30 protein-coding genes and 1 tRNA gene are annotated in these 23,292 nt (G+C 64.3%); 8 read left to right on the top strand and 23 right to left on the bottom strand.

The features are described 5' to 3' along the window. Positions 1-27 precede the first annotated feature (27 nt). A complete protein-coding gene (gene desA / locus V7Q48_RS10425) occupies positions 28-1,416 on the top strand; it encodes a syringate O-demethylase (RefSeq protein ID WP_333837986.1) in 1,389 nt (462 codons plus the stop codon). Positions 1,417-1,678: 262 nt separating this feature from the next. After that, entirely contained in the window at positions 1,679-2,524 is an 846-nt protein-coding gene (locus V7Q48_RS10420) for a beta-etherase (RefSeq protein ID WP_333837985.1), read from the top strand. Between the two features lie 30 nt (positions 2,525-2,554). Here the strand turns inward: V7Q48_RS10420 and V7Q48_RS10415 are convergent, their stop codons facing one another. Then, positions 2,555-2,836, bottom strand: coding sequence for a UvrB/UvrC motif-containing protein (locus V7Q48_RS10415; RefSeq protein WP_333837984.1), 282 nt, complete (start codon positions 2,834-2,836; stop codon positions 2,555-2,557). Next, positions 2,833-3,843 (bottom strand): DNA topoisomerase IB, encoded by a 1,011-nt coding sequence (locus V7Q48_RS10410; protein WP_333837982.1) that lies wholly within the window; start codon positions 3,841-3,843, stop codon positions 2,833-2,835. Before V7Q48_RS10410 ends, V7Q48_RS10415 begins: the two co-directional genes overlap by 4 nt. A gap of 91 nt (positions 3,844-3,934) precedes the next feature. On the opposite strand from V7Q48_RS10410, the gene yghU reads away from it, so the two are divergent. Beyond that, positions 3,935-4,801: a glutathione-dependent disulfide-bond oxidoreductase gene (gene yghU, locus V7Q48_RS10405; RefSeq protein WP_333837980.1), complete on the top strand. Its 867-nt coding sequence runs from the start codon at positions 3,935-3,937 to the stop codon at positions 4,799-4,801. Positions 4,802-4,853: 52 nt separating this feature from the next. On the opposite strand, the gene V7Q48_RS10400 is transcribed toward yghU, so the two are convergent. The 3 genes from V7Q48_RS10400 to V7Q48_RS10390 all read right to left on the bottom strand — a co-directional run bounded on the left by V7Q48_RS10400 (position 4,854) and on the right by V7Q48_RS10390 (position 8,351). After that, positions 4,854-6,722 carry a M2 family metallopeptidase gene (locus tag V7Q48_RS10400; protein ID WP_333837979.1) on the bottom strand — a complete coding sequence of 623 codons (1,869 nt, stop codon included), beginning with the start codon at positions 6,720-6,722 and terminating at the stop codon, positions 4,854-4,856. Positions 6,723-6,813: 91 nt separating this feature from the next. Beyond that, positions 6,814-7,566 carry an alpha/beta fold hydrolase gene (locus tag V7Q48_RS10395; RefSeq protein ID WP_333837978.1) on the bottom strand — a complete coding sequence of 251 codons (753 nt, stop codon included), beginning with the start codon at positions 7,564-7,566 and terminating at the stop codon, positions 6,814-6,816. After that, the gene (locus V7Q48_RS10390; protein ID WP_333837977.1) at positions 7,566-8,351 is read right to left on the bottom strand and encodes a sulfite exporter TauE/SafE family protein; all 786 of its coding nucleotides are present in this window, start codon (positions 8,349-8,351) and stop codon (positions 7,566-7,568) included. Before V7Q48_RS10390 ends, V7Q48_RS10395 begins: the two co-directional genes overlap by 1 nt. Before the next feature lie 304 nt (positions 8,352-8,655). Between V7Q48_RS10390 and V7Q48_RS10385 the strand changes: the two genes are divergently transcribed. Together V7Q48_RS10385 and V7Q48_RS10380 are read left to right on the top strand one after the other, a co-directional pair. Next, the gene (locus V7Q48_RS10385) at positions 8,656-9,336 is read left to right on the top strand and encodes a hypothetical protein (RefSeq protein WP_333837976.1); all 681 of its coding nucleotides are present in this window, start codon (positions 8,656-8,658) and stop codon (positions 9,334-9,336) included. 156 nt (positions 9,337-9,492) lie between these two features. Beyond that, positions 9,493-9,567: transfer RNA gene (locus tag V7Q48_RS10380), tRNA-Gln, on the top strand. Between the two features lie 69 nt (positions 9,568-9,636). Here the strand turns inward: V7Q48_RS10380 and V7Q48_RS10375 are convergent. The 6 genes from V7Q48_RS10375 to V7Q48_RS10350 all read right to left on the bottom strand — a co-directional run bounded on the left by V7Q48_RS10375 (position 9,637) and on the right by V7Q48_RS10350 (position 13,634). After that, positions 9,637-10,719, bottom strand: a complete 1,083-nt coding sequence (locus V7Q48_RS10375) for a tyrosine-type recombinase/integrase (RefSeq protein WP_333837975.1) — start codon at positions 10,717-10,719, stop codon at positions 9,637-9,639. Beyond that, on the bottom strand, positions 10,709-10,948 hold the full coding sequence (locus tag V7Q48_RS10370) for a hypothetical protein (protein WP_333837973.1): 240 nt from the start codon (positions 10,946-10,948) through the stop codon (positions 10,709-10,711). The genes V7Q48_RS10375 and V7Q48_RS10370 overlap by 11 nt, the downstream gene beginning before the upstream one ends. Beyond that, positions 10,945-11,817, bottom strand: coding sequence for a DNA adenine methylase (locus V7Q48_RS10365; protein WP_333837972.1), 873 nt, complete (start codon positions 11,815-11,817; stop codon positions 10,945-10,947). The genes V7Q48_RS10370 and V7Q48_RS10365 overlap by 4 nt, the downstream gene beginning before the upstream one ends. Then, entirely contained in the window at positions 11,814-13,103 is a 1,290-nt protein-coding gene (locus V7Q48_RS10360; RefSeq protein WP_333837971.1) for a DNA methyltransferase, read from the bottom strand. Before V7Q48_RS10360 ends, V7Q48_RS10365 begins: the two co-directional genes overlap by 4 nt. Further along, positions 13,100-13,282 carry a hypothetical protein gene (locus tag V7Q48_RS10355; RefSeq protein WP_333837970.1) on the bottom strand — a complete coding sequence of 61 codons (183 nt, stop codon included), beginning with the start codon at positions 13,280-13,282 and terminating at the stop codon, positions 13,100-13,102. The genes V7Q48_RS10360 and V7Q48_RS10355 overlap by 4 nt, the downstream gene beginning before the upstream one ends. Positions 13,283-13,505: 223 nt before the next feature. Further along, positions 13,506-13,634 carry a hypothetical protein gene (locus V7Q48_RS10350; protein ID WP_333837969.1) on the bottom strand — a complete coding sequence of 43 codons (129 nt, stop codon included), beginning with the start codon at positions 13,632-13,634 and terminating at the stop codon, positions 13,506-13,508. On the opposite strand from V7Q48_RS10350, the gene V7Q48_RS10345 reads away from it, so the two are divergent. Further along, the gene (locus tag V7Q48_RS10345; protein WP_333837968.1) at positions 13,633-13,902 is read left to right on the top strand and encodes a hypothetical protein; all 270 of its coding nucleotides are present in this window, start codon (positions 13,633-13,635) and stop codon (positions 13,900-13,902) included. The two genes, V7Q48_RS10350 and V7Q48_RS10345, sit on opposite strands and share 2 nt — an antisense overlap. 38 nt (positions 13,903-13,940) lie before the next feature. On the opposite strand, the gene V7Q48_RS10340 is transcribed toward V7Q48_RS10345, so the two are convergent. From V7Q48_RS10340 to V7Q48_RS10285, 12 genes are all read right to left on the bottom strand, one after another. After that, on the bottom strand, positions 13,941-15,779 hold the full coding sequence (locus tag V7Q48_RS10340) for a DNA cytosine methyltransferase (protein WP_333837967.1): 1,839 nt from the start codon (positions 15,777-15,779) through the stop codon (positions 13,941-13,943). Continuing rightward, positions 15,776-15,961, bottom strand: a complete 186-nt coding sequence (locus V7Q48_RS10335; protein WP_333837966.1) for a hypothetical protein — start codon at positions 15,959-15,961, stop codon at positions 15,776-15,778. Before V7Q48_RS10335 ends, V7Q48_RS10340 begins: the two co-directional genes overlap by 4 nt. Further along, a complete protein-coding gene (locus V7Q48_RS10330) occupies positions 15,958-16,140 on the bottom strand; it encodes a hypothetical protein (protein ID WP_333837965.1) in 183 nt (60 codons plus the stop codon). Before V7Q48_RS10330 ends, V7Q48_RS10335 begins: the two co-directional genes overlap by 4 nt. 2 nt (positions 16,141-16,142) lie before the next feature. Next, a complete protein-coding gene (locus V7Q48_RS10325) occupies positions 16,143-16,370 on the bottom strand; it encodes a hypothetical protein (RefSeq protein ID WP_333837964.1) in 228 nt (75 codons plus the stop codon). Position 16,371: 1 nt separating this feature from the next. Continuing rightward, positions 16,372-16,578: a hypothetical protein gene (locus tag V7Q48_RS10320; RefSeq protein ID WP_333837963.1), complete on the bottom strand. Its 207-nt coding sequence runs from the start codon at positions 16,576-16,578 to the stop codon at positions 16,372-16,374. Position 16,579: 1 nt separating this feature from the next. Further along, positions 16,580-17,656 (bottom strand): hypothetical protein, encoded by a 1,077-nt coding sequence (locus V7Q48_RS10315; RefSeq protein ID WP_333837962.1) that lies wholly within the window; start codon positions 17,654-17,656, stop codon positions 16,580-16,582. Continuing rightward, positions 17,653-18,276 carry a 3'-5' exonuclease gene (locus V7Q48_RS10310; protein WP_333837961.1) on the bottom strand — a complete coding sequence of 208 codons (624 nt, stop codon included), beginning with the start codon at positions 18,274-18,276 and terminating at the stop codon, positions 17,653-17,655. Before V7Q48_RS10310 ends, V7Q48_RS10315 begins: the two co-directional genes overlap by 4 nt. After that, positions 18,248-19,315, bottom strand: a complete 1,068-nt coding sequence (locus V7Q48_RS10305; protein ID WP_333837960.1) for a PD-(D/E)XK nuclease-like domain-containing protein — start codon at positions 19,313-19,315, stop codon at positions 18,248-18,250. The genes V7Q48_RS10310 and V7Q48_RS10305 overlap by 29 nt, the downstream gene beginning before the upstream one ends. 2 nt (positions 19,316-19,317) lie before the next feature. Then, entirely contained in the window at positions 19,318-20,652 is a 1,335-nt protein-coding gene (locus V7Q48_RS10300) for a hypothetical protein (protein WP_333837958.1), read from the bottom strand. Beyond that, positions 20,649-20,828, bottom strand: a complete 180-nt coding sequence (locus V7Q48_RS10295; RefSeq protein WP_333837956.1) for a hypothetical protein — start codon at positions 20,826-20,828, stop codon at positions 20,649-20,651. Before V7Q48_RS10295 ends, V7Q48_RS10300 begins: the two co-directional genes overlap by 4 nt. A 96-nt stretch (positions 20,829-20,924) precedes the next feature. After that, positions 20,925-21,653: a hypothetical protein gene (locus V7Q48_RS10290; RefSeq protein WP_333837955.1), complete on the bottom strand. Its 729-nt coding sequence runs from the start codon at positions 21,651-21,653 to the stop codon at positions 20,925-20,927. A gap of 12 nt (positions 21,654-21,665) precedes the next feature. Further along, positions 21,666-22,481: an XRE family transcriptional regulator gene (locus V7Q48_RS10285; RefSeq protein ID WP_333837954.1), complete on the bottom strand. Its 816-nt coding sequence runs from the start codon at positions 22,479-22,481 to the stop codon at positions 21,666-21,668. Here V7Q48_RS10285 and V7Q48_RS18290 point away from each other — a divergent pair. Together V7Q48_RS18290 and V7Q48_RS10280 are read left to right on the top strand one after the other, a co-directional pair. Beyond that, on the top strand, positions 22,420-22,710 hold the full coding sequence (locus V7Q48_RS18290) for a helix-turn-helix transcriptional regulator (RefSeq protein ID WP_442947122.1): 291 nt from the start codon (positions 22,420-22,422) through the stop codon (positions 22,708-22,710). The genes V7Q48_RS10285 and V7Q48_RS18290 overlap by 62 nt on opposite strands. 106 nt (positions 22,711-22,816) lie before the next feature. After that, the gene (locus V7Q48_RS10280) at positions 22,817-23,287 is read left to right on the top strand and encodes a hypothetical protein (RefSeq protein ID WP_333837953.1); all 471 of its coding nucleotides are present in this window, start codon (positions 22,817-22,819) and stop codon (positions 23,285-23,287) included. Positions 23,288-23,292 lie beyond the last annotated feature (5 nt).

Below are 23,292 nucleotides of genomic sequence, written 5' to 3'. Positions count from 1 at the left end.
CCACAACCCATCGGGAGAGTCCTTGCCATGAGCGATAGCCTTGCCGGCGTGATCGGCGCCCAGCCCAACCTCGTCGATTTCCTGCGCAACCAGCAGGTTGGCCCCAACGTCTATCCGGGCGTTCCGGCCGAATACTCGAACTGGCGGGCCGAACAGTGGGCCTGGGGCCACACTGCGGTGCTCTACAACCAGAGCTATCACATGGTGGACCTGGCCGTGCGCGGTCCCGATGCGTTCAAGATGCTCGAGCACCTGGGCATCAACAGCTTCAAGAACTTCCAGCCCGAGCGCGCCAAGCAGTTCGTGCCGGTCACGCCCGACGGCTACGTCATCGGCGACGTGATCCTGTTCTATCTCGACGAGAACGAATTCAACCTCGTGGGCCGCGCGCCGACGATCGAGTGGGTGGAATACCACGCCGCCACCGGCAACTGGAACGTGACGGTCGAGCGTGACGAGCGCTGGGCGATGCGCAGCGACGGCAAGCGCAACAGCTACCGCTTCCAGATCCAGGGCCCCAACGCGATGAAGATCATCGAGAAGGCCACCGGCACCACCCCGCCTGACCTCAAGTTCTTCCACATGACCCGCATGACCATCGGCGGCAAGGAAGTGCGCGCACTGCGTCACGGCATGGCCGGCCAGCCGGGCTTCGAACTGTTCGGCCCCTGGGAAGATTATGGCGCGGTCCATGCCGCACTGGTCGAGGCGGGCAAGGAATTCGGTCTCGCCCTCGTCGGCGGCCGGGCCTACTCGTCGAACACGCTCGAATCCGGCTGGATCCCCTCGCCGCTCCCGGCGATCTACACCGGCGAAGCGCTGGCTCCCTATCGCGAGTGGCTTTCGGCCAACGCGTATGAGGCCAAGTGCTCGGTCGGCGGCAGCTACGTCCCCGAAACCGTCGAGGGCTACTACACCACGCCGTGGGACCTCGGCTATGGCCCGTTCGTCAAGTTCGACCATGACTTCATCGGTCGTGCCGCCCTCGAAAAGATGCACGCCGCCGGCAACCATCGCGTCAAGGTGACGCTGGCGCTCGACAACGAGGACGTGATGCGCGTCCAATCGTCGGCGCTGAGCAAGGGCGACCGCGCCAAGTTCATGGAATACCCCAGCTCGGTCTATGCGATGCACCCGTTCGACCAGGTGCTCAAGGACGGCCAGATGGTCGGCCTGTCGACCTGGATCGGCTACTCGGCCAACGAGGGCAAGTTCCTGACGCTGGCGATGATGGAGCCGGGCAACGAAGTCGTCGGCACCGAAGTCAGCTTGCTGTGGGGCGAGCCGAACGGCGGCACGACCAAGCCCACCGTCGAACCGCACGTCCAGACCGAGATCAAGGCCGTGGTCAGCCCCGTGCCCTACTCGGAAGTGGCGCGCGACAACTACGCCGACGGCTGGCGCACCCAGAAGTAAGCGTATGAACTAGCGAGCCGCGGCGCACCTGGTGCGCCATGGAACGCAGGCGCCGGTCTCTCCCCGACAGAGGCCGGCGCCTTTGCGTTTTTAAAGTGCAATTACAAAAAGTGGGAACCGGTTTTTGTCAAAAATTGCACGACCACAAATATCTAGAGCGTGATGGCGTTTCCTTGAAACGTCATCACGCTCAAAGGCAAAATTCGTTTGCCTTGCTAACAATTGATGGCATGATCGCGGCAGCCAACGAGAGGATGCCGTCATGGCCCAGAACAACACCATCACATTCTACGATCTCGCCATTTCCACCGGCGCGACGATCAGCCCGTTCGTCTGGGCGACCAAGTACGCACTCAAGCACAAGGGCTTCGACCTCGACGTCGTGCCCGGCGGCTTCACCGGCATTCTCGAGCGCACCGGTGGGAACACCGAGCGCCTTCCCGCGATCGTCGACGACGGCAAGTGGGTGCTCGATAGCTGGGGGATCATCGAATACCTCGACGCGACCTATCCCGACCGCCCTGCGCTGATCCCGCACGAGAGTGTGGCCGCCACGGTCAAGGCGCTCGACCACTGGTTCTGGGGCGCCGCGGTCGGGCCGTGGATGCGCTGCTTCTGCGCCGACTATCGCGACCTGTCGGTGCCTGCCGACCATGAATACATCACGCATTCGCGCGAGAAGATGCTGGGCCGCAAGCTGGAGGACATCCAGGCCGGCCGCGAGGATCGCCTGGCAGGCATCTCCGCCGCGCTCGAACCGCTGCGCTCGGCCCTCGGCCAGCACCAGTGGCTGGGCGGCAGCAGCCCCAACTATGCCGACTATCGCATTCTCGGCGGCTTCCTCTTCACCAGCTCGGTCTGTAAGACCCCGGTGCTGGTCAACGACGATCCGTTGCGCGACTGGCTCGACCGCTGCCTCGATCTCTACGGCGGCCTTGGCCGTCATCCCGGCCTGTTCCCGCTGTTCGGCCTGGTCGAGCGCGAGGGCGATGTGCCGGCCTTCAACCGCCAGGCCGGCCTCGGCGGAATCTACAAGCGCAACACCGGCCCGGCCTCGACCTCGGCCGAGACGCAGAAGATCACCGAAGGCATGAAGCAGCCGGCCTGACGCCCGCCAGATCAGGGTAGCCCCCGTCCCTCAGCTGCCACGCTTTCGCCCCCGCCCCCGGGTCATCGGATCGGGCTTGGGCGGTGGGCGCCAGCCGGGGGGCGGGGTCACGGCCTGCTGACTGGTGCCAAGACCCATCGCACCGGGTTTTTGCCGCGTCAGCCCCGCCGTGTCGGCCTGTGCCGCCGCGTCGGGCGCGGCACCGCCCCGCAGCAGGTTGATCCGGTCGCGCAGCCGCCGCGCCTCCTCGAAATCGAGCGCGGCGGCGGCAGCCTCCATCCGGGCGGTGAGCGTGTCGATCGTATCGGTCATGCCGCCACCTCGAGAAGCGCGAGCAGTCCGCGCTCGTCGCGGCTCAGCCAGCGGGTGTCGCGCGGCAGCTTGAGCGACGCGCGCCATGCGGCCTGGTCGGGCACCAGCGCGAGCACGGCAGGGTGGATATAGCTCTGGCGCGCGACGGTCGGCGTGTTGCCCAGCCGGTCGGACACCTCGGCCAGCAATTCCTTGAGCGAGACGTTTTCCTTGGCATGCGCAAGCAAGCCGAAGGCCAGGACGCTGGCGTGCCAGGTGCGGAAATGCTTGGCGGTGACCTCCGCGCCGCTCGTCTCGCGCAGCCAGGCGTTGACCTCGCCCGAGCCGACCGGGCACGGTGTGCCGTCGTCATCGAGGTACTGGAACAGGTGCTGGCCGGGTAGGTCCTGCATCTTGCGTACGAAGCGCACGAGCCCTTTGTCGGTCAGGCGCATGTCGCGGGCGATGCCCGACTTGGCCTTGAAGCGCAGACGCAGGGCATTGCCCTTCACCTCGGCGTGCCGCATGCGCAGCGTGGTGGCGCCGAAACTCGCGTTCGCGCGCGCATAGGCCTCGTTGCCCACCCGGATCGCACCGGTATCGAGCAGGCGCACGATCGAGGCGATGCACCGCTCTTCCCCCAGCCCGCGCTGGGCCATCGCCTCTTCGACACGCGCGCGGATGCGGGGCAGGACCAGCCCGAAGGCCGTGCAGCCCTCGAACTTCTCCGCCTCGCGCGCGCTGCGGAACTCGGGGTGATAGCGATACTGCTTGCGGCCGCGCGCATCGATGCCGGTTGCCAGGATGTGGCCGTGCGGCATGGGGCAGAACCACGCCTGCTGATAGGCTGGCGGCAGCGCGACCGCATTGAGACGGGTGATCTCGTCACGGTCGCAGATGCGCACGCCATCGGCGGTGCGATAGCACCACCCGCGCCCCGCCCGCCGGCGGGTGATGCCGGGCACGGAATCATCGACATAGACCAGACGGGACTTGCCCAGCGGCGACGGAACGGCTTTCCTCTCCATAGGCCGGGCAACGCCACAGGTGGCCTTGCAGTTCCGCGCGCGGCCCGGCACAATGGTAGGCAACCTAACAATTCATTGCAGAGGAACGATCATGTCCGAAGACTACGTGCCGCCCAAGGTCTGGACCTGGAGCAACGCCAACGGCGGGGCCTTCGCCAGCGTCAACCGCCCGGTCGCGGGTGCGACTCACGACAAGGACCTGCCGGTCGGCGAGCACCCGTTCCAGGTCTATTCACTGGCCACGCCCAACGGGCAGAAGGCGACCATCATGCTCGAGGAACTGCTCGAGGCCGGGGTGCGCGAGGCGGAGTACGACGCCTGGATCATCCGCATCATGGACGGCGACCAGTTCTCCTCGGGCTTCGTCGACATCAACCCCAATTCCAAGATTCCGGCGCTGGTCGACCGCAGCGGGGCCGAGCCGTTCCGCGTGTTCGAATCCGGTGCGATCCTGATGCACCTGGCGGAAAAGTTCGGAATGTTCCTGCCCACCAGCAACCCCGCGCGCGCCGAATGCCTGTCGTGGCTGTTCTGGCAGGTCGGGTCCGCGCCGTTCATGGGCGGCGGCTTCGGCCACTTTTACAACTACGCTCCGTTCAAGATCGAATATGCAATCGACCGCTATGCGATGGAGACCAAGCGCCTGTTCGACGTCGCCAATCGCCGCCTTGCCGAGGCGCGCTATCTGGGCGGTGACGAGTACACGATCGCCGACATCGCCGCCTATACCTGGATGGGCAACCTCTACCGCGGCGAGGCCTATGGCGATGCGGCGACATTCCTGTCGATGCACGAGTACGAGCATGTCGGCCGCTGGGTCGGCGAGATCGATCAGCGCCCCGGCGTGCTGCGCGGCCGCCTCGTCAACAGCGGCAAGGGCCTGGCCGAGCGCCACAGCGCGGCCGATTTCGACACCCTGCCGCCCGAGGCGCTGAAGGGTATCGTCAAGGGGTTCTGAAACCCGCAAGGCACCGGCCCGTCACGCCCACGCGCGACGGGCCAGACCGTTTTTACCAGCCGCAGTCCTGGCCGGCGTTCTGCTTCTTGAGCCAGGCCGAAAGCGGCGCGAAATAGCGCAGCATGGCCCCGCCGCTCATCTCGCGCGTGCCGGTGAAGACCTGCAGCGCATCGGGCCAGGGCTTGGACGCGCCCATCGTCAGCATCGCGTCGAGCTTCGCGCCGACCTTGGGGTTGCCGTAGAAGCTGCAGCGGTGCAGCGGCCCCTTCCAGCCGGCTTCCTTGCACGCCGCTTCATAGAACTGGAACTGCAGGATGCGCGCGAGGAAGTAGCGCGTGTAAGGCACGCTGGCGGGCACGTGGTACTTGGCGCCCGGATCGAACGCGTCGGCCCCGCGCGGCCCCGGCGGGACGATGCCCTGGTACTGCAGGCGCATGTCGTTCCACGCCTTTTCATAGGTATCGGGCGTGATCTTGCCGGCAAAGACGCCCCAGCGCCAGCGGTCGATCAGCAGGCCGAAGGGCAGGAAGGCGACCTTGTCCATCGCCTGGCGCAGCAGGAGGCCGATGTCCTTGTCGGGGCCCGGCACCTTGGCCTTGTCGAGCAGGCCCAGCTTCACCAGGTAATCGGGCGTGATCGACAGCGCCATGGTATCACCGATGGCCTCGTGGAAGCCGTCGTTGGCGCCTTCCTGATACCAGCGCGAGGGCTGGACGGCGTAGGCACGCTGGTAGAAATTGTGGCCCAGTTCGTGGTGGATCGTGACGAAGTCGCTCGCCTCGACCTTGATGCACATCTTGATGCGCAGGTCATCGCGGTTGTCGAGGTCCCAGGCCGAGGCGTGGCACACCACGTCGTGGTCCTGCGGCTTGGTGAACTGCGAGCGCTGCCAGAACGTCTCGGGCAGCGGCTTGAAGCCGAGCGAGGTGTAGAAGCCCTCGCCGGTCTTGACCATCTTGATCGGGTCGTAGTTCTGCGCGGTCAGCAGGCTGGTGAGGTCATAGCCGATATCGCCCGCGCCCTGCGGCTTGACGATGTCGTAGATGCCGCCCCATTCCTGCGCCCACATGTTGCCCAGCAGGTCGGCACGGATCGGGCCGGTCTTGGCCTGGACGGCATCGCCGTATTGCGCGTTGAGCTTGCCGCGCACGTAGCAATGCAGCTGCTGGTAAAGCGGGCGCACCTCGCCCCAGACCTTCTCGGTCAGCGCGGCGAAATCATCGGGCGACATGTCGTAGTTGGCGCGCCACAGCGCACCGGTATCGGCATAGCCCAGTTCGCGCGCACCCGCGTTGGCGATGTCGACCATCTTGGCATAGTCGGCCTTCATCGGCGTGCCCACGCTGTCATGCCACGACAGCCACATTTCCTTCAGCTGCGCCGGGTTGCGATTGGTGGCCATCGCCGCCTCGATGTCGCTGCCGTTGATCGGCTTGCCGTCGAGCGTGCCATGGCCCTTGCCGTAGATGCCCTGGATCTTGGCCTGGAGCGCGGAGAACTGCTCCGCCGCGCCGGGGGTCGAAGGCGCCGGGCTGGTGATCTGGGTGCGGATCATCGTCAGCTTGCGCAGCGTCTCGGGGCTAAGGCCCGGGACCTTGGCATAGTCGGCCGCCTGGGTCGCCTGCTGCACTTGCAGCTTGCTGAGCGCGGCGCCGGTGTCGGCGGTGATCTGCGCGGTGTCGTCGGTGATGAAGGTCTCATAGACCCACTCGGCGCGGCCCGACGTGACCGTCTGTGCGGCATAGGCCTTGTCGGCGGTGGCAAGCCAGGCGTCGACGTCAGCGGCTGTGGGGGCCGCAGCGGTGGTCGCGCCGGTCGCGGGGGCAACAGCGGCGGCGGGGGCCGCGAACGCCGGGCTGGCCAGCGCGGCCGTGGCCAGCGCGGCCGTGGCCAGCGCCAGCGAGGAAACGAGCATCTTCATGGGTCGGAACACTCCCTGATCGCAATGCCGCGCGCTGCATGGCGCGCGGATCGTGGCGCAGGGGTGCCGTCCTATCGGGGCGAGGTCAAGCTCAGCTGGTCAAAAACGAAACCAGTTCAGCGCCCATCTCGGGCCGCGTCACGCTGCTCATGTGCGTGCCCGGCACCGTGGCGCGCCGGGCATCGGGCAGCACCTCGGCCAGGCGATCGGCCGAGCCGTTGTCGTTGTCGAGGTCGCCGCACAGAACCAGCGTGGGCATGGTGATCGCCACGAGATCGGCCGGCGCCGTATCGGCCATCGAGCCGAGCAGGTGCCGCAGCGCGTGCTGATCGAGCCCGCTGCTCTTGAGGAACTGCTGCGAGATATAGTGCGGATCGCCGTGCCGGAACGTGCCGAAACCGTCGATCACCTCGCGGAAGAACGCGGCGCGATGGTTCCAGCCGGCCAGCCCTTCCAAACCCATGCCGCCCAGCACCAGCCGGCGCGGGGACAGGCCACCGATCACGCCGCGCGCCGAAGTGCGCGAGCCGAGCGAGAAGCCGACGAGATCGTAGTCGGTGACGCCGAGGTGCGTGACCAGCGCGCGCAGGTCCGCTGCCAGGGCATCCGGCGGATAGGCCGCCGCATCGTGCGGCGCCGCGCTCTGCCCATGGGCGCGCAAGTCCGGCATCAGGCACTCGAAGCCGGCGGCGGCGAGCTGTGCTGCGGTGCCGAACTTGATCCAGTTGACTTCGGCCGAGGAAAACAGCCCGTGCAGCATGATGACGGGGCGCCCTGCCCCCATGCGGTGCAGCGCGAGCCGGGCCCCGTCGAACCCTGCGTAAAATTCGGTCGTCTTGTCCATCACGTCAGCAACTTGATCCCGGAAACGAGCAGCACGGCGGCGAGCGCCGGGCGCAGGATACGATCGGGCGAGCGCGTCGACAACAGGCTGCCGACGATCACCCCGGGGACCGATCCGAGCAGCAGCGCCAGCAGCAGCGCGAAGTTGACATCGCCGATCACCCAGTGCCCGAAGCCGGCCACAAGGGTCAGCGGCACGGCATGGGCGATGTCGCTGCCGACGATGCGCGCGATGCGCAGGCCGGGATAAAGCAGCAGCAGCGCGGTCACGCCGATCGCGCCCGCGCCGACCGACGACAGCGTGACGGCAACGCCCAGCACGGCGCCGAGCAGGACGGTCGCCCAGGGTGCCCGCGCCTCGGCGGTGGTGCTGTCTTCGCGTGCCTGGGCGAAGGCGGCAATCTGCTTCTGGAACAGCGTGGCGACCGCGGTGACGATCAGCATGATGCCCAGCACCATCAGGACCACGCGGCTGGTGCCTTCGGGCGGGCGGCCGAGCTGCGACATGACGACCAGCGTCAGGACCGCCGCCGGCACGCTGCCCAACGCCAGCCGGCGCACGATCTTCCAGTCGACGCTGTTGCGCTTGCCGTGCACGGTCGAGCCAACGACCTTGGTGAGCGAGGCGAAAAGCAGGTCGGTGCCGACCGCCGTGCCCGCGTTGACCCCGAAGATCAGCACGAGGATCGGCGTCATCAGCGATCCGCCGCCCACGCCGGTCAAGCCGACCAGCAAGCCGACCAGCAGGCCGGCAACCGCATGCAAGGCGTCGAAATGTTCCAGCATCAACCCTCCGGCCGGCAAGGGCCCAACTCAGCCCGGTGCGCACGGCCATAAAGGCCAGCGGCACTGCTCGGCAATGCCTGATGCGCCAATCTCTAGTTTGGAACTAGGCATTCTTTCTTTTCGATCGGGCCGTGAAGGCCGCCTTCGCCTTCCGTCCACCGCAACGGCTGCACAGCGCCGGGATGGTGCGAGCCTGTGCGGCGCTGGAGCGAGTGGAGCGCGGAACGGGCTCCCAAGACGCGGGTTGCCGCAGCCAACAGGCCACATCCTAGGCCGCCTGACCCGATAGAACAGGAGCAATCCGATGTCACAGATCAAGATCGTCGCCCCGCTGCTCGCCGCCACCATGCTGGCCGCCGGCATGTCCGCCCCCGCCCACGCCGAGGGCAAAGCCGACCGCGCCCGCCAGGCGATCGCCGCCGCCGAAGCCAAGCTGCAGACCGCGGACTCGCTCGGCACCGCCGAAGCGCAGCCGGGCGAAACCGCACAGGCCCGCGCCGCGCTTGCCCACGCCAAGGAAAACCTCGCGGCCGGCCACAAGCCCGAGGCAATCGATGACGCGATCCATGCCTCGGCGCTGGCCGACACCGCGATCGGCACGATGCAGAAGCACAAGGAGCAGATGGCCAACCGCACCGCAGCCGATCACGCCGCCGCGGTCGCCGATGCCCAGACGCAGGCTGCCATGGCGCAGCAGCAGGCCGACGCCGCAAATGCCCGCGCTGATGTCGCCACGGCAGCCGCACAGTCGTCGGCCGCCGATGCCGCCGCGGCGCGTGAAGCCGCCGCCGTCGCCGCTGCCGCGCCCCAGCCTGCCACCGTGCAGACCACGGTGACCACCCAGAACGCGGCGAAGGTCCCGGTCCGTCAGACCACCGTGCGCAAGGTCACCCCGCGCAAGGTTGCCCGCCACACGACGCGCACCCCGGTCCGCACCGCTTCGGCCAGCGGCTCGGTCACCACGACGACGACCGTCACGCAGTAACTGCTCCGCACACAACCCCAGGGGCTCCCGGAAGACCGCCAAGGCAGTTTTCCGGGGGCCTTTTGCCGTCCACAACCTGCGCCTTCCTAGCCCCGGACTTATCCCCAAGTACCCCCTTCCCATTCACCACGCGCCCGCTATAAGCGCGCCTCCTGTTGGGGCGTCGCCAAGTGGTAAGGCACCGGTTTTTGGTACCGGCATTCGCAGGTTCGAATCCTGCCGCCCCAGCCAAGGATTTCCGCCGATTCGCGGACTTCCTCGACCCAGCACAGGTTGTGTTTTCCGCAGCATTTTCCGCAGTCACTGTGCCTTAGCCTCCAGTTTTGCCACCGCAGAATTGCTCTGGGTGGCGGTCATCGCTTGATAACGATCCATCATCTCCATGACCGTTTTTACGGTCCAGCCCAGCACCGCAGCAATCTCCGACGGGGTGCATCCGGCGTCGGCCAGCATGGTGCATGTGGTGCCGCGCAGATCATGGAAATGGAGACCATCCAGACCGGCCTTTAGTGCCACGTCGCGCCACTTGTGCATGAAGTAGATCGGCCGAGGCTTCACTGTCCAAGGCTTACCCTTGTCGGTGACCAAGATAGTGGCGGCACGCTTCGGCGTCGCGTCGAGCAGGACCTTGAGTGGCGCCGGCAGGGGCATGTCGACCTTGCGCCGGCGTTTGCCTTGGCGGAATGTGAGGCGGCCGTTCTTGATCGAGGTCCATGCCAGTTGCAGCACGTCGGACTGCCGCTGACCAGTCCATAGCGCCAGCTCGAGCGCCAGCCTCATTTCGGGCGTGGCATGCTGGCGGAACGCATCCAGATGCTCGGGCAGCCACAACTTGTCCGATCGGTCGGCCTTATAGACCTTCTTGGGCCGGGTGGCATGGTTGTGGGCGATCATCCCGCGATCGCGCGCCCACTCCAAGATGATGCGCAGCACGCCGAACGTAGCATCCGCCTGCCTGGGCGATGACAGCGCCATGTCGTCGCGCCAGTCGAGCAGGCGCTTACGGATCTTGGGATCCTCGATCACCGCCAAGGGATAGGTGCCGAATGCTGGCGCCTTGGGCGTGAGCTTTGCCGCGGCGATCTTGTCCAAGTGTCCGAGATAGTCGCTCTTGGTCCGGTCGGCCAAGGATTGGAACTGCGGGCTTTTGCGATACCCGTCGATGACCTCTTGCAAAGTGCCAGTGACGCGGGCGCGACGGGGTGCATCAATCGCAGCCTGGTACGAGCGCATGAAGGCCTGGCTACCGAGCGAAAAGTCCTCATCCTCGTCGCCCGGCAGCGGACTCAGCGCGCCGAAGCCGCGCAGGTAAAAATAGGTCTTCAGCCTTCCGAGCCGGTCCTTTTTCCGGCTCTGGTAGACGCCCTTCAGTTTAAGCTGCATGCCCGCATTCCCATTGCTCCAACGGCGACAGATGCGTCGCCGGCCCGGCAGCCCGATCGATGCCGGCGATGCGATCGAGCACGGCGTCATGCGCGCGCAGATCATAGCGATTTGTTCCAGGCACCGGGCCGGGCACGATGCCACGGTTGTGCCAGTTGTCATAAGTGGCGTGGCTGATCGCGCCGAGGTAGGCGCAGATGCCGTCCTTGGTCACAAGCCTGTTGGTCATACCGTCACCATTTCGAATAGGGGCCCTGCCGCCATGCGCTGGCAGGCTGCCGGGTTGAGCCAGAGGCATTCGGTGCGTTCAAGCGCGCCATCCGCAAAGGCTTTGCGCTCGATACGGGTCCACTTGGGCGCGAGAAGTCGGTCATAAATCGGCGCCGGATAGGCGCTGAGCACCACCATGCCTTCAAGCGAGTCGAGAGCCTGGATCAAGTCGACGTGGTCCTGCTCAGTCATTTCGTGCCGGTAGACGCCACCATTGTCAGGACGGCGCGCGGCGCGGGAGCGCGTAGAAACGAGATATGGCGGATCCACGTAATGGAGCGTGTCGGGCGCATCGTGCCTGGCCATGACCTGCAATGCCGGGCGATGCTCGATCACCACGCCGCGCAGGCGGTCGATGATTGCTCCAAGCGCAGGCGTGAAGTTGACCCAATCATGCGCTGGCGTGGTGCCGGAGCGGTTGGAGGCAGCACGGAATCCAGTCCGATAGACGCCTGAGCCGCCATCGCTGCCGTGGCCCATGAACGAACGCACCAGCAGCCGGCGCGCCCGCTCTACGGAATTGCGGCTTGAGCGATAGGCCTGCTCAAATTCCGCGCGCGAGAACGGGGTCAGTTCCAAGGCATGCACGAGGCGCTGCGCGCGGCGCGGATCCTTCAGGACCTGGAACAGATTCCAGAGTTCGTCATCGAGATCGTTCCAAATCTCTGCATAGGCGCGCTCCTTCTGGAAGCCGACAGACCACGCCCCCCCGAACGGTTCGACATAGACGCGGTGCGGAGGGAAATGGCTGATGATCCAAGGAGCAAGTAGCCACTTGCCACCGTGCCAGCGCAGGACTGGGCGCTCGGGCTTGGTGTCTCCTGTCATAGGAACATATCCCCCTGCTGTTCTTGCGTGACCGGGAATGGAGCAACGTGCGCTGCCAGCATCTCGGCGGGGTCAAGCCCAAGACGCACTGCGATGTCGCGGATGTGATCGGGGCTTGCCTCGATCGAGAGTGACTGCATTCCAAGTTTGCTGGCCGCCGCAGCCGTTGTGCCTGTACCTGCAAACGGATCGAGCACGAGGCCACCGGGCGGTGTGACCATGCTAACCAGCCATTCCATTAGGGACAGCGGCTTCACCGTGGGATGGGTGCGCATATCGGCATGGCCGCAATTCAGTTTGCCGATCTGGTGTGCGCCGCATTCGCGGCACTCAAAGATGCGTTCGCCCTGGCTGGCCTTGCTGCTGTAGAAAAAGCGCGCAGCTGTGCCGGTATCTCCCTGAAAGGTAGATCCGGCTTCATCAATGTTGCCCGCAAACGATCCGCGATAGACGTTGCGCAACTTGTCGGCGCTGCGCTGGTGGACAGGAGCTAGGGCGCCACGCTCACCATATTCAGCGAACGCCGACAGCACTTCGTCGCTGCCGTCGTGGCACACATTCGCCGGCCAGCGGCCTTTTTCATCGCCACCACGCGGGCCTGGTTTTGCTGAGAAGTTGGTTGCTCCCCGGTCAGCATAGCGGCGATCTGCAGAAGCCTCGCCGTCTCGGCCGCGGTAATGCGACCAGAGCTTTCCAGCGCCAACCTTGCCCTTTTCGCTGCCCGGTATCCGGCTTGCATCAATGTTGATGGCGCCGACACCCCAACGCGCAACATTTGCCGCGACGCTATCCTCGCTGCAGGGCTTCTGCGCGAACACGATCGGCTCGATCGCCGGCTTGAGCGCGGTCCCCCAGCCTAGCCATGGCCCTTCGTCGTCAAGGTTGTGAGACTTTGGAAAGCCGGTGCCATAGAGCCACGCAATCATGTCGCGGATCTCAAAGCCAGCATCCTCGATGGCGCAGGCCATGCGGTGGAAGCCCTTGGTCGCGGAAAATGCAACAAGGTGCGCACCGGGCTTCATCACATCGTACACGCGGCGCCACGTTTCAGCGCGAAAGGCGACATCCCCGCCGTCCCATTGCTGGCCCATGAAGCCCTGACTTGATCGAGCATAGACACCGGTGGCTCCCGACTGGATTGGCGCGGCACCCGGATGGCCGAGCCGAGCGACGATTGAGGCCAAATGATAGGGCGGATCGGTGCAGACGGAGTCGACCAACAGCCCTTCGCTTGCCAATTCGCGCAGCTTCACGATGCAGTCGCCATGGATGACGCGATGGGTCACAGCAGCCCCTCCCGCCGCAACTGCTCGGTCATCGCCGCCGGCACGCCATCCCGCATCATGCTCTCCGGCTTGCTCAGCAGGCGCACCGCCGCGTCCCACCGGCGCCAGAGGCAGCGCGTGGGTCGAACCTGATAAGCGTCTCCCAGGTGGAGGGTGGCTGGGCCGATGCTCACGATCATAGCCCTGCCACCCTCAGGAGTGAAATCCCACAAGAGGATCCACCAATCGGGATGGGCAAAATGGCGGCATGGCTATGAGAACCGCCCCGATCGACGATGTGGGTTGAGGTACCGGCATAGCCTCTCGAAAGGAGCAAAGCCCCCATGCCGAAATACCCGACCCGCCGATGGATAAAGCGCCAAAGTGAGCTCCAACGCTCGTGGACCCACTGCGAAATTCCAGTCATTGCTTCAGACCTCCTAAGAGACCCGCGACCGGATCAGGAGGAAGAAGCCTCCGGGTCTGGGTCTTGCGCCCGTCGAGCAGGGCGCGCACCATCGGCGCGCTGAAAATGATGAGGCGATCAGCCATGACCGATTCTTTCTTCGATACCCAGGTGAAGCTGGTCCGCGTGCCGGATGCGAAGCTGTCGCAGGGTTCGGCGAGCAACGCGCAGATTGTTCCGTTGCCGGAAACTTCCATTGCGCTTGGTTTCGCGATTGCGGAGATGCTCCGCGACGACCCGGCCAATGAATGGCGCTATCACGCAGTCGCGGAAGACAAGATCTTCGGGTTTTCCGAATTGCAGGATTTCGCCAAAACTGCGGAGTTTGCCGAGTGGGCAGCCAATAATCAGTGAACTGCAACTCGCGGCGCGTATGCCGTGTGTAAACGCGATCATGCGGCTTGCACCCCCAGTGCCTCAATCTCGTGCGCCATGTTCGCGCGCACCAACGCTTCGGCGATCGGAGGGCATACGCTGTTGCCGCAGCGGGCCACCTGAGCCGTCTTCGTGACGGACAGACCCTGGGCATCCCGGTCGATGATGTAGTCGGCCGGGAAGCCCTGTGCGGCAAAGAGCTCGCGCGGGGTGAGCATCCGCATTCCGATGTCGACGATGACGTATTCCGCGCCGGTGATCGTGACGGTGACCAAGCCGAACCGGTCTTTCGTGGTCACCGAGTGGAGCGGATCGTCAAGGCGCGGGTCCTGATCGGTGCCATAGTATTTCAGCAGGAAGGCCCGGACCTCGGCCATGTGGTTGCCCTTGGCGCTGACTGTTCCGAGCGGCTCGTCGGCGCCTTTCGCGCTCGCCTCTATGTGCGCGGCGCTGGTGCCGCGCAGCTTCACGAGGTTCGACGTTACGATGCGCTGCTGGCTTCCTGACGCGGTAGCGGTCGAGAGCGGCGTATCCGCCGCGCGTCCGGCCAGCGCTTCGTTGTTCGGGCCAGCGTTGGCCTGCTCAATGTGAGCGGCCATCAGCTTTGTCACGGCAACGCAGTTCTGGTCCTTGGCGTTGGCGCACACGGTGTGCAGCGGATTCTCAGCCGAACGGTTCGCGCCACCCTGCTGGGCATAGGTCACGATCGGCGCCAGTTCGGCCTCGACCACGCCGAGTGGCGCAGCGCCCCCAGGACGCTTCACGAAGCTGTTGGCGGTGACCGTCGCAAGAGGCTCGTCTGCGCCATGGCCGACTGCTCCATTTCGGAACTTGGTGATGTGCGGGACGATCAGGGCGCTATCCCCTGATTGCGTCACGGTCGGGAAAGGCTCTTCCGGCCCATGACACGGCTGCCCCCGCCGTTTGCCAGACTTGCTGACATCGCCATGCGCGGTTCGCGCAAAATAGGGCGTCACCATCGCATGCTCGCCACGGTTGGCCCCGGTGACAGTTGGCACAGGCTGGTCGATCGGCGTACCGCGGGCGCCAGCCTGGTGGTGCGTCAGCGGCACAATGAACGGCGCTGGGTTGTTGACCACAAACTTCATGATGCCGTGTGCGATCCGGCGCAGGGTCTTTTCGGCCAGCGGCTTCGGGCGCTCGAAGATCGACGGGCATGGGATCGACCAGTCGATAATCTCGGCCGCCGTGCGCCACGGCTTGCGCTTGCCGGAAAGAACCTCGGGAGACCCTGGCTTGCCGTGAGTTGGTTCCGGCCAGACGATCGGCCGGCCGTCGCAGCGCGCGATCATGAAGAACCGCTTGCGGATCGTCGGCGCGCCATAGTCGCAGGCGCGCAGCTCGCGGAACTGGAGCTTGTAGCCGGCCTTCCGCAGTTCCTTGCACCACTGCTCGAATGTCTCGCCGGCACGCTCCTTGATCGGACGACCCTCTTCGCAAAGCGGGCCCCATGTCCGGAACTCCTCGACGTTTTCGAGCATTATCACGTCCGGGCGGACGCGCTGCGCCCACAGCACCACGACCCAGGCAAGGTCGCGGATCGACTTCTCGCGGGGCTTCCCGCCCTTGGCCTTGGAGAAGTGCTTGCAGTCCGGCGAGAACCACGCGAGCGAAACCTTACGCAAACCCGACGGGTGCGATGCCACCGCGTCGCGGGGATCGATCTGCCAGATGTTGTTGCGAATGTGCATGGTGCATGGGTGGTTCGCCTCGTGCATGCGGATCGCTTCTTCGTCGTGGTTGATCGCGAGATCGACCGCGCGGCCAAGAGCTGCTTCGATGCCGGTGCTGGCACCGCCGCCGCCGGCGAAATTGTCGACAACGAGGCCCTTCATGACCAAAGCACCTCCTTCATCCGCTCGACCTGTTCGATCGGCAGGCCGGGGCACACCGCAACGCGCGCATGGTTCAGCAGCAGCGTCAGGGCGCCGGCGACATCTGGATCCTTGGCGTCGATGAAGTGATCGCCATTGCGGAGGACCTGCTTGCCGCAGTTGGCGTATGCGGGCCCGCTCACAGCAGATATGCCCGGATCACGAAGCCAGCGGCGGCACCGAAAGCCAGCATGAAGCAAACGGCAGATACGGTTTCGAGCCAGGTCAGGCCCAGCAATGCGCAAGCACGGGCCGCCAGAACGCACACCACCACCACCGCGGCAAAGATGATGAGCGGAATATCGAGTTGTTCGCGTGTCATAGTCAGATGACCTCGTAGAACTGGATGTCGGAATCGTGGGGTGGCGTGCTGATCGCCCAATTGGTGGGCGGCCTGCCCCCGCCCGCCGGCCACGGTGCATGGTCAGCTGCGCGGGTACTGAACCCGCGGAAGGTGACGACATGCACCTTGTGGAAGCCGGTGACGTTGCCCTCCTCGTCGAGAATGACGCAGTCGTCAGGCAGCCGACCAGGATTGGTCTGGAGCGGCATGTCACGCGCCCTGCCCTCGCTCGGCGAGCAGCTTCATGACCTCATGGCGGAATGCCCAGCCGAGATCCTGAAGCCCCTGTTCGAAGCGGACCGCCGTCTCGTGGTCGCCGCGGTCACGGCTGCGCTGGGCGCAGTTTGCCCGCGCCGCCGTGACAATATCGTCCGGCGCGTCGAGCGGTGGCAGAGCTGGAATGGGCCCGTGTGCCATTTCAGTCGACCAGCGCCTTGAAGGCCTTGTCGATTTCGGCCTGCATGGCCGCGCGTTCCTTTTCGGGGAACGTGCTGGCGAGCGAGAGGAATTCATCCTCGACGGCTTTCAGGGCAGCCTCATCGCCGGCCAGGAAGATCGCGTCACTCAGGCGGGTGGAGTGATCCATCCAACCGAGGTCCTGCTGGGCTGGCTGAGGCGCCGCATTGGCGGGTGCAGCATCCGGCTTGGCGTCATTAGCCTTGGCGCCCTTGCTGCGCGCGACGGACTTGCGCACCTCGTCCGTGACCGCTGAGGTCGTTTCAACCGGCGGGAATGCCTCGTCGGCGCTGTTCTCGCCCCGCTTGATTGACCGGAAAGCAATTTCCAAGTTGGCGATCTCGACGCCTGTCCACTTGCTGGTAGCGCCATGCTTGGCGATCAGCCGATCGAGATTGATGCCGATTCCGGCAAATGCCTCGATCGCGTGGGCAATGCGCTGCGGCAACGGAACATCGCCTTGCCCGCGCTCGAGGACCTCCCGACAGCGATCGGCGGCGGCATTCTTCACGTACGAAGGCAGCACGCGGAAAATGCATTCGCGCAGCCGGCGCGCGCCATTGTTGGCGTTGTTCTCGTAGATGTCGCGCATGTCGGTGAGCGCGCGCTTGCCGCTGCGCGTATCGCGAGCGTGCGGCACGATGAAGGTCTGGCTCGATCTCGTGTTCGTTTCGAGATCGCGGGCGAATGCCAGCATTTCGGTGTGGCCGGCACCGTCATCGCGGGCCAGTTCCATTATGCCGTAATCGATGTTGCCCCAGCACCGAGCGAGTTCGGTGGCCAAGACGATTGACTCGCCGGTTACGCTCTCGTTGCCGCGGGGAAACGAGAAGAAGGCCCGCGAAGCTACCGAGAATTCGGCGCATGCAGCCATAGCCCGCTGCATCGCTTGGCCTTCGTCGCGAGGCGCCTGCTTTGCCACCAGGAACATCGCCTGCACTTCGGCAATGGCGCGGGCCTGCTCGATGTTGGTGGCTTGGCTGCCGACCGGTACGCGGCCTGCCTGTTGGTGGATCTGCTGAGGGGTGACGGCGTTCATCGGACGAGCCTTTCCTTGATGGCAAAATAGACCCGCTTGCTGGCGCGAACGTCGGCCAGGGCGTCGTGGGCTTGGCTGTGGTCCTCATCGAAGAAGAACCGCATGCATTCGGTGAGATTGGGCGCCTTGGGCTTGAGGAAGCCGGCCGCCCGCATCCGCTCCGTCGGCGGAAGGTTCATGATCGGCGTAGCCATCTTCATCGTGCAGCGATGCGGCAGCGGGCAGTCCCACTTGATGCCAGTGGCGCGCGATCCAGCAATCCGCATGATGCGGATGTCGAACGGCACGTTGTGGCCGATCACGCCGTTGGCCGCTTCGACCATGCTGACAAAACGATCCCAGGCGTCAGCAAGGGTGACGCCCTCATCCCAGGCGCGCTCCAGCGAGATGCCATGCGCCTCGAAAGCCTTGGGGTGCATAACTGCGCCGACGCCGGGCGCCACCAAGGTCGACCACTCGTCGACCATATTGCCGACCTCGTCAGTCAGCATGCCGGCGATCTGCACTAGGTGCGGCTGTTCGGGGGCATCGGACGGAAGACGAAACTCGGGGAGCCCGGTCGTTTCGGTGTCGAAGAAAAAAAGGAGCATGTCAGCCCTCCCACGAGAGTTCGCCGGCATCGATGCGGCGGTTGATCTGGGCCTTTGCCCAAGGCGACATTTGAAGGGGCAGGATCGGGCTTTCGGCCGTCGAATATCCGGGCCAGACGCCGGTCCGCAGGCAGCGAGCGAACTTGTTCAGCGCGCTGCGATTGAGCATCCGGCCCATCTGGATGTCTTCGTCATCGAGATGGTAGATCTGCACGAGATGCGGCGGCGTGCTTTCGACCACGATCAGAACGAAGCGCCGCTTCCCGCCGGCAGGGCCGTAAAGCAGGTCGACGATGTCCATGTAGTGGGCAGCCGACTGGAAATAGCCCAAGCGCGTCGCCGCCTTTTCGAACGCTTCCGGGTGCGCCGAGATTGCCGTTTTCACATCGGGAATGATGTCCGTGGTGTCAGGCAGAATGTCGGGCTTGGAGCGGATCCAAACGCCGGTCTCGGGATCCTTGGCGGCCAGCGTCATTTCCGGGATGCCGGAGACGATGAGCGCCTTCGCGAGCTCATCTCGTTCGACCTGCTCGGCCATCGCATAGACAAGCCGCGCTTGCTCAGCGCTCAGCACCGGCACACCGGATCGCATCGCCTCGGCGCGCTCGTCCTTCGCGTCCCGCCACCGCGCCAACCGGCCGTCGTAGCCGTCCGGCAGGATCAGGTAGTGCTTCGGGAACAGGCCCTGAAGCAGAAGCAGGTCATGAACCCCCTTCCCCACGTTGAAATGGGTCTTCTGCTCCTGGACGGGTCGGTTAGGATTGAGCGGAGACTGGTGCCAGTAGTGCGCGCAGCTCTTTTCCTCGATCAGCTTCAAACCCGTGGAGCTGATCGACGGGGCGTCGCAGATCTCGACCCGGTGGTAGAGGTCGCCATCGATGTCGGGATACGCGCCGGGCTCGGTTATGAGCGGCAACTTCACCGATGCAGCAGGCTCCGGCTCTACCCATCCCTCATCGAAGGGCGAAAGGTTGTCCCCGCCGCCAAAGGGGAAAGGCGGCGGGGACGCCGGCGCCGGAGGCGTGGCGGCCGGATCGAAGTCTTCGGCAAAAGGGTTCTTGACGGCCACGGTCAGAATTCCACCATTGAGTGCGGAACCTGGCCGCCGACCAGCGCCTTGACGATGGCGGTGGCCTGGCCCTCGTCGATCGAGGCGACCTCGATCAGCTTGGTCTTGATGGCAGTCATCACCGACTGGCGATGCTTGCGGCTGCGCTCGCGGCGTTCCTGCTCGGCGCGCTCAGCCGCGGCCTGCTGCTCGCGCTCGGCCTTCTCCTGCTCCAGGGCACGCTTTTCATCGCCGCGGCGTTTGGTTTCGATCAGGTCAGCGAGTGCGTCCTTGCGAGCCTGTTCGACCTCAGCTGCAAATTCGCCGAAATCCTCTTCCGAAACGCGAACCTTGTGCTCCAGCTCGTGCTGGAGAAGGGCAAACGGATAAGGCTGCCCGCCGATAAAACCCCTGGCGCAATCGCGGCAATGCTGGATCACATTGCGAGCATATTCAGACTGCTGCTGAACACGCTTGGCCTGGGCTTCGGCTTCGTCAGCACGGGCGTTTGCCGCATCGATCTCGGCTTGCTTTGCAGCCTCGATCTTCTTGCGTTCGGCGTCGGCAGCATCTGCTTTCGCTTTCTCAATACGCTGGGCCTCAAGGGCTTCAGAGGCCTCTTGGTCTGCCTTGCGCTTAGCCTCGGCGGCCTCGGCCTCGCGCGCCTCCTGCTCGATACGGTCCTGCTCAGCGCGCGCAGCGGCTTCCTCGCGCAGGCGCTGCAATTCGGCCTGCTCGTCTTCGCGCTGAATGGCTGTCTCTAGCGCCACGCGCAGCGCCATCACGGCGACGTCCTTCAGCGCTAAGGCCTCGTCGTAGCGCTTGCCGAACTCGGCCTTCGTGATCTCAAGGCCGAACGCTTGATTGCCCCGCTTGCGAATGTCGGCAGATGTCTCGGCGATCCCGACAACGCTGGCATTCTGCAGCCATGTCAGGATCTCGGTGCAGCGCTGTTCGCGCGCCTTCTCTGCCGTTTCCCACTCAGTCAGCGGCAGGCGCACTTCGTCAGCCAGTGCATCGAGCTGGTCGACCACAACCTTGCCTGCCTCGTTGATGTCGGCCGTCTTCTTGCGATACTCAGCGGTCAGGTCCTTGCGGGCCTGATCGAGCATCGTCTTGGTGCGCGTGACCTTCGATGCCGCCTTCCGGATCTCGTCACGGCCCTTAGCGGTGCCGGCGTCCGGTTCGGCGATCCGCGATGCCTCGCGAACCTTCGCGACGAACGCGGCGCGGCGCTCGGGGTTTAGCAGCGCAATTTCAGGGTTGTCGAAAACGGCCTGAATGATGTCGGTCGCCGGGGGCAGAACCTCGGCTTGGGTCGTTTCGATCACCGGTTCGGCGGTGGCGACGGCGCTCATGCCCGGCCACCCTTGGCCATGCGCTGGTAGCGCGCCGCCCGCTCTCGCGACTGCGCGGCTGCCTCTTCATGAGCCTTCGGATCGGCCGCGCGCTCGGCCGAGAGCGTATCGTGAGCGCGCTTTATGGAAGCCTTGGCCTGGTCTTCCCGGTGGGTCTGTGGGGTGTAGGAATGCATGTCGCCTCCAGCGGATTGCTGAAGACGAAATTACGGAATGCGCAAATTTGCGCAAGACTATTTTTTACGTAACCCGCAATTTCTGCGGCTCCGACATCAGAGCGCGTTCCTCGCTGCGGAAATTTCTGCAGCCCGAACATCCATCAGCCTGTTAGAAACCGCGTCAAAATCTTCATTGGCCAGATAATCGATCGAGTGGACCATGCGATGAATACCGGTTCCTTCGCATGCCCGCGCTTCATCGCCATAGTACCCCAAGAGCGCTCCGGCTAACGGAGCAGCGCGAGGGGCGACGTAGGCCGGGAGTGGCCAGACCGCTCTGGTGAATGACTGGCGGTACATCACGGTCACGCCATTCCCGCGGAAAACTCGCCCTGCGATGGCTGGATGCTCGTCGGTCCCGTTTGCGTATGCGTCTGAAACCTGCTGCTCGTCCGACACCCCGAATTTGACCGGCGTTTCCGGGTACTTTTGACTCAGAATCAGCGCGAATTGTCTGAACTGTTGCCTGGCATAGTTAGCGCAGACAGACTGCGTCTGCAGGGTAACTCGCTGAAGCACACCCTTCTCAAAGACTGGCGTAACTTGAAAAGTCTGGTCGAGCACCTGAATGCCATAACCCGTATATTTTATATCGAGATGTACGTCCCCGGTCCGGCTCACCCGCTTAACCTTGACTGATTTTATCTCATTCTCGGACAATAGCTTCTGCGACACCTCTTCGGGGGTGTCTCCGACTGCAAGATGGTGCCAAATCTCCAACTTCGGCTGAGCTGCCGCAGGTTGTGAAAAGGCGAATACGAGTCCAGCAGCCAGCAGACGCATTTCCTTCTCCGATTATGAGAGCAGTTCAGTGTAAGGAATTACCCGATGGTATTTCAGAACGTCGGCGGTCGTCACTGTGAACTTCGCGCGAGGATTAAACTGCTCAAGCTCCAAGAATGAAGCCGATCGCTTCGTCAGGCGCTTAACAAGCACGGTCCGGGCAGACTCGCCATCATCGCCTTCCTGGTCCCCACCATTACGGCGCAGATAAACCAGCACGTACTCACCGACGCGGGGCTGCCTACGTCCTTCTACGAAGATCAGTTGTCCGTCTTCGAATGCGGGGTCCATCGATGAGCCTTGAACGTAAATGCCATACACATCAGCCCGGCCATCTAACACGACTGGCCGCTTTGCTCGGCCAATCACATCGTCGCTGTACAGGTACGTTTGCTCCACTGCGAGATCATCCACCATTCGATCTGATCCGAGCGCAGTGCCGAGAATTGGAACGTCTTGGTGCATGCGCTCATTCGATGCCCCTTCGAAATGAACTACCCTCGCGTTACTCTCAGGGGGAGACGCTTCCGGCACTGCCTCGTCGGCATTGAAGATCTCAGCGATCGTCACCCCATAGGCTTCGCATATGGAGCTAACGCGATGGCTCGGGATCCCATCATCGCCGGTTTCCCAGCGTGACACCTGGGCAATGGATATGCCCAGCCGCTCAGCCATCTTCTCCTGAGTGAGCTTGAGGCGCTTTCGCGCTTGGATCAGGCCGATTCGCTTCATCAGAACTCGATTGCGCGCTGCGCAACTATTTTCCATGCCCCAGTGCGTAAATTTCTTATTGCGCAAATTTGCGTCATGCGTAAATTTACGCTCCATGACCGACCTCAGATCCTACCTCGACGAGACTGGTGAGAAGCAGTCTGATTTCGCCAATCGCGTTCAGACCTCCCCCGCCACGATCTCTCGGTTTTGCGCCGGCACTTTGCGGCCTTCGCTGGATATGGCTCACCGCATCGAGCGGGCAACCAACGGTCGCGTTCCAACTGAAATATGGCTCCCGCCTGGCAGCGGCCAACCCGCTGTCGAGCAGCAGGTGCCCGCTTAGCACAGCCCGACGGGTCGCACCACGGGCCGGGGGCGGCGATCTCCTTCCACGAATTTGCCGTCCCCGCTTCCATTCCAATCACTCCTTCTTCGGATCGAACTAAACCATGTTGCAGAGCAAAAACGTCTCAACTGATGGGCTTGTCTCGGACGAGCGGCTTCAGGAATGGCTGCGGTCGCAGATCCACCGCGTCATCAACGTCGAGCGCGCGATGACGCGTGACGAGTTGGCCCGGGCAGCCGGGATCACCACGTCCGTTCTTGACGCCATCCGAAAAACTGACGGCGGGCGGCGCAAGGTCGGCGCCGGCGTCGCCCTGTCGCTCTGCTACGCCATGGGGACTTCGCATGTGAACGGCCTGTTGGCGCTGATCGGCTACGGCGGTGCGGCGCGGATCGACGATGTCGAAGAGGGCGACATCCGCAACCTAGTCGCCGACCTTCTGCCCGGTCTGAGCGTGATCGGCGAGGCGGCGAAGGATGGCCGCATCGATCACACCGAAGAGCCTGTCACGACCAAGGCGGCCGACGAAATGATCGCCCGCCTTCTCCCCCTTTCCAGTTTGCACAAGAGCTGAAGGAG

The organism is Novosphingobium sp. (assembly GCF_036803765.1).
In the GTDB taxonomy this organism is placed as follows: Bacteria; Pseudomonadota; Alphaproteobacteria; order Sphingomonadales; family Sphingomonadaceae; genus Novosphingobium.
Note: the sequence above shows the minus strand (reverse complement) of the source record. Positions and strands in the feature narration are given on the sequence as shown.

Bases quoted from the DNA above. Each gene is read 5' to 3' on its own strand.
- desA (WP_333837986.1), top strand. From the start codon at position 28: ATGAGCGATAGCCTTGCCGGCGTGATCGGCGCCCAGCCCAACCTCGTC.
- V7Q48_RS10420 (WP_333837985.1), top strand. From the start codon at position 1,679: ATGGCCCAGAACAACACCATCACATTCTACGATCTCGCCATTTCCACC.
- V7Q48_RS10415 (WP_333837984.1), bottom strand. From the start codon at position 2,836: ATGACCGATACGATCGACACGCTCACCGCCCGGATGGAGGCTGCCGCC.
- V7Q48_RS10410 (WP_333837982.1), bottom strand. From the start codon at position 3,843: ATGGAGAGGAAAGCCGTTCCGTCGCCGCTGGGCAAGTCCCGTCTGGTC.
- yghU (WP_333837980.1), top strand. From the start codon at position 3,935: ATGTCCGAAGACTACGTGCCGCCCAAGGTCTGGACCTGGAGCAACGCC.
- V7Q48_RS10400 (WP_333837979.1), bottom strand. From the start codon at position 6,722: ATGAAGATGCTCGTTTCCTCGCTGGCGCTGGCCACGGCCGCGCTGGCC.
- V7Q48_RS10395 (WP_333837978.1), bottom strand. From the start codon at position 7,566: ATGGACAAGACGACCGAATTTTACGCAGGGTTCGACGGGGCCCGGCTC.
- V7Q48_RS10390 (WP_333837977.1), bottom strand. From the start codon at position 8,351: ATGCTGGAACATTTCGACGCCTTGCATGCGGTTGCCGGCCTGCTGGTC.
- V7Q48_RS10385 (WP_333837976.1), top strand. From the start codon at position 8,656: ATGTCACAGATCAAGATCGTCGCCCCGCTGCTCGCCGCCACCATGCTG.
- V7Q48_RS10375 (WP_333837975.1), bottom strand. From the start codon at position 10,719: ATGCAGCTTAAACTGAAGGGCGTCTACCAGAGCCGGAAAAAGGACCGG.
- V7Q48_RS10370 (WP_333837973.1), bottom strand. From the start codon at position 10,948: ATGACCAACAGGCTTGTGACCAAGGACGGCATCTGCGCCTACCTCGGC.
- V7Q48_RS10365 (WP_333837972.1), bottom strand. From the start codon at position 11,817: ATGACAGGAGACACCAAGCCCGAGCGCCCAGTCCTGCGCTGGCACGGT.
- V7Q48_RS10355 (WP_333837970.1), bottom strand. From the start codon at position 13,282: ATGATCGTGAGCATCGGCCCAGCCACCCTCCACCTGGGAGACGCTTAT.
- V7Q48_RS10345 (WP_333837968.1), top strand. From the start codon at position 13,633: ATGACCGATTCTTTCTTCGATACCCAGGTGAAGCTGGTCCGCGTGCCG.
- V7Q48_RS10350 (WP_333837969.1), bottom strand. From the start codon at position 13,634: ATGGCTGATCGCCTCATCATTTTCAGCGCGCCGATGGTGCGCGCCCTG.
- V7Q48_RS10340 (WP_333837967.1), bottom strand. From the start codon at position 15,779: ATGAAGGGCCTCGTTGTCGACAATTTCGCCGGCGGCGGCGGTGCCAGC.
- V7Q48_RS10330 (WP_333837965.1), bottom strand. From the start codon at position 16,140: ATGACACGCGAACAACTCGATATTCCGCTCATCATCTTTGCCGCGGTG.
- V7Q48_RS10325 (WP_333837964.1), bottom strand. From the start codon at position 16,370: ATGCCGCTCCAGACCAATCCTGGTCGGCTGCCTGACGACTGCGTCATT.
- V7Q48_RS10320 (WP_333837963.1), bottom strand. From the start codon at position 16,578: ATGGCACACGGGCCCATTCCAGCTCTGCCACCGCTCGACGCGCCGGAC.
- V7Q48_RS10315 (WP_333837962.1), bottom strand. From the start codon at position 17,656: ATGAACGCCGTCACCCCTCAGCAGATCCACCAACAGGCAGGCCGCGTA.
- V7Q48_RS10310 (WP_333837961.1), bottom strand. From the start codon at position 18,276: ATGCCGGCGAACTCTCGTGGGAGGGCTGACATGCTCCTTTTTTTCTTC.
- V7Q48_RS10300 (WP_333837958.1), bottom strand. From the start codon at position 20,652: ATGAGCGCCGTCGCCACCGCCGAACCGGTGATCGAAACGACCCAAGCC.
- V7Q48_RS10295 (WP_333837956.1), bottom strand. From the start codon at position 20,828: ATGCATTCCTACACCCCACAGACCCACCGGGAAGACCAGGCCAAGGCT.
- V7Q48_RS10290 (WP_333837955.1), bottom strand. From the start codon at position 21,653: ATGCGTCTGCTGGCTGCTGGACTCGTATTCGCCTTTTCACAACCTGCG.
- V7Q48_RS18290 (WP_442947122.1), top strand. From the start codon at position 22,420: ATGCCCCAGTGCGTAAATTTCTTATTGCGCAAATTTGCGTCATGCGTA.
- V7Q48_RS10285 (WP_333837954.1), bottom strand. From the start codon at position 22,481: ATGGAGCGTAAATTTACGCATGACGCAAATTTGCGCAATAAGAAATTT.
- V7Q48_RS10280 (WP_333837953.1), top strand. From the start codon at position 22,817: ATGTTGCAGAGCAAAAACGTCTCAACTGATGGGCTTGTCTCGGACGAG.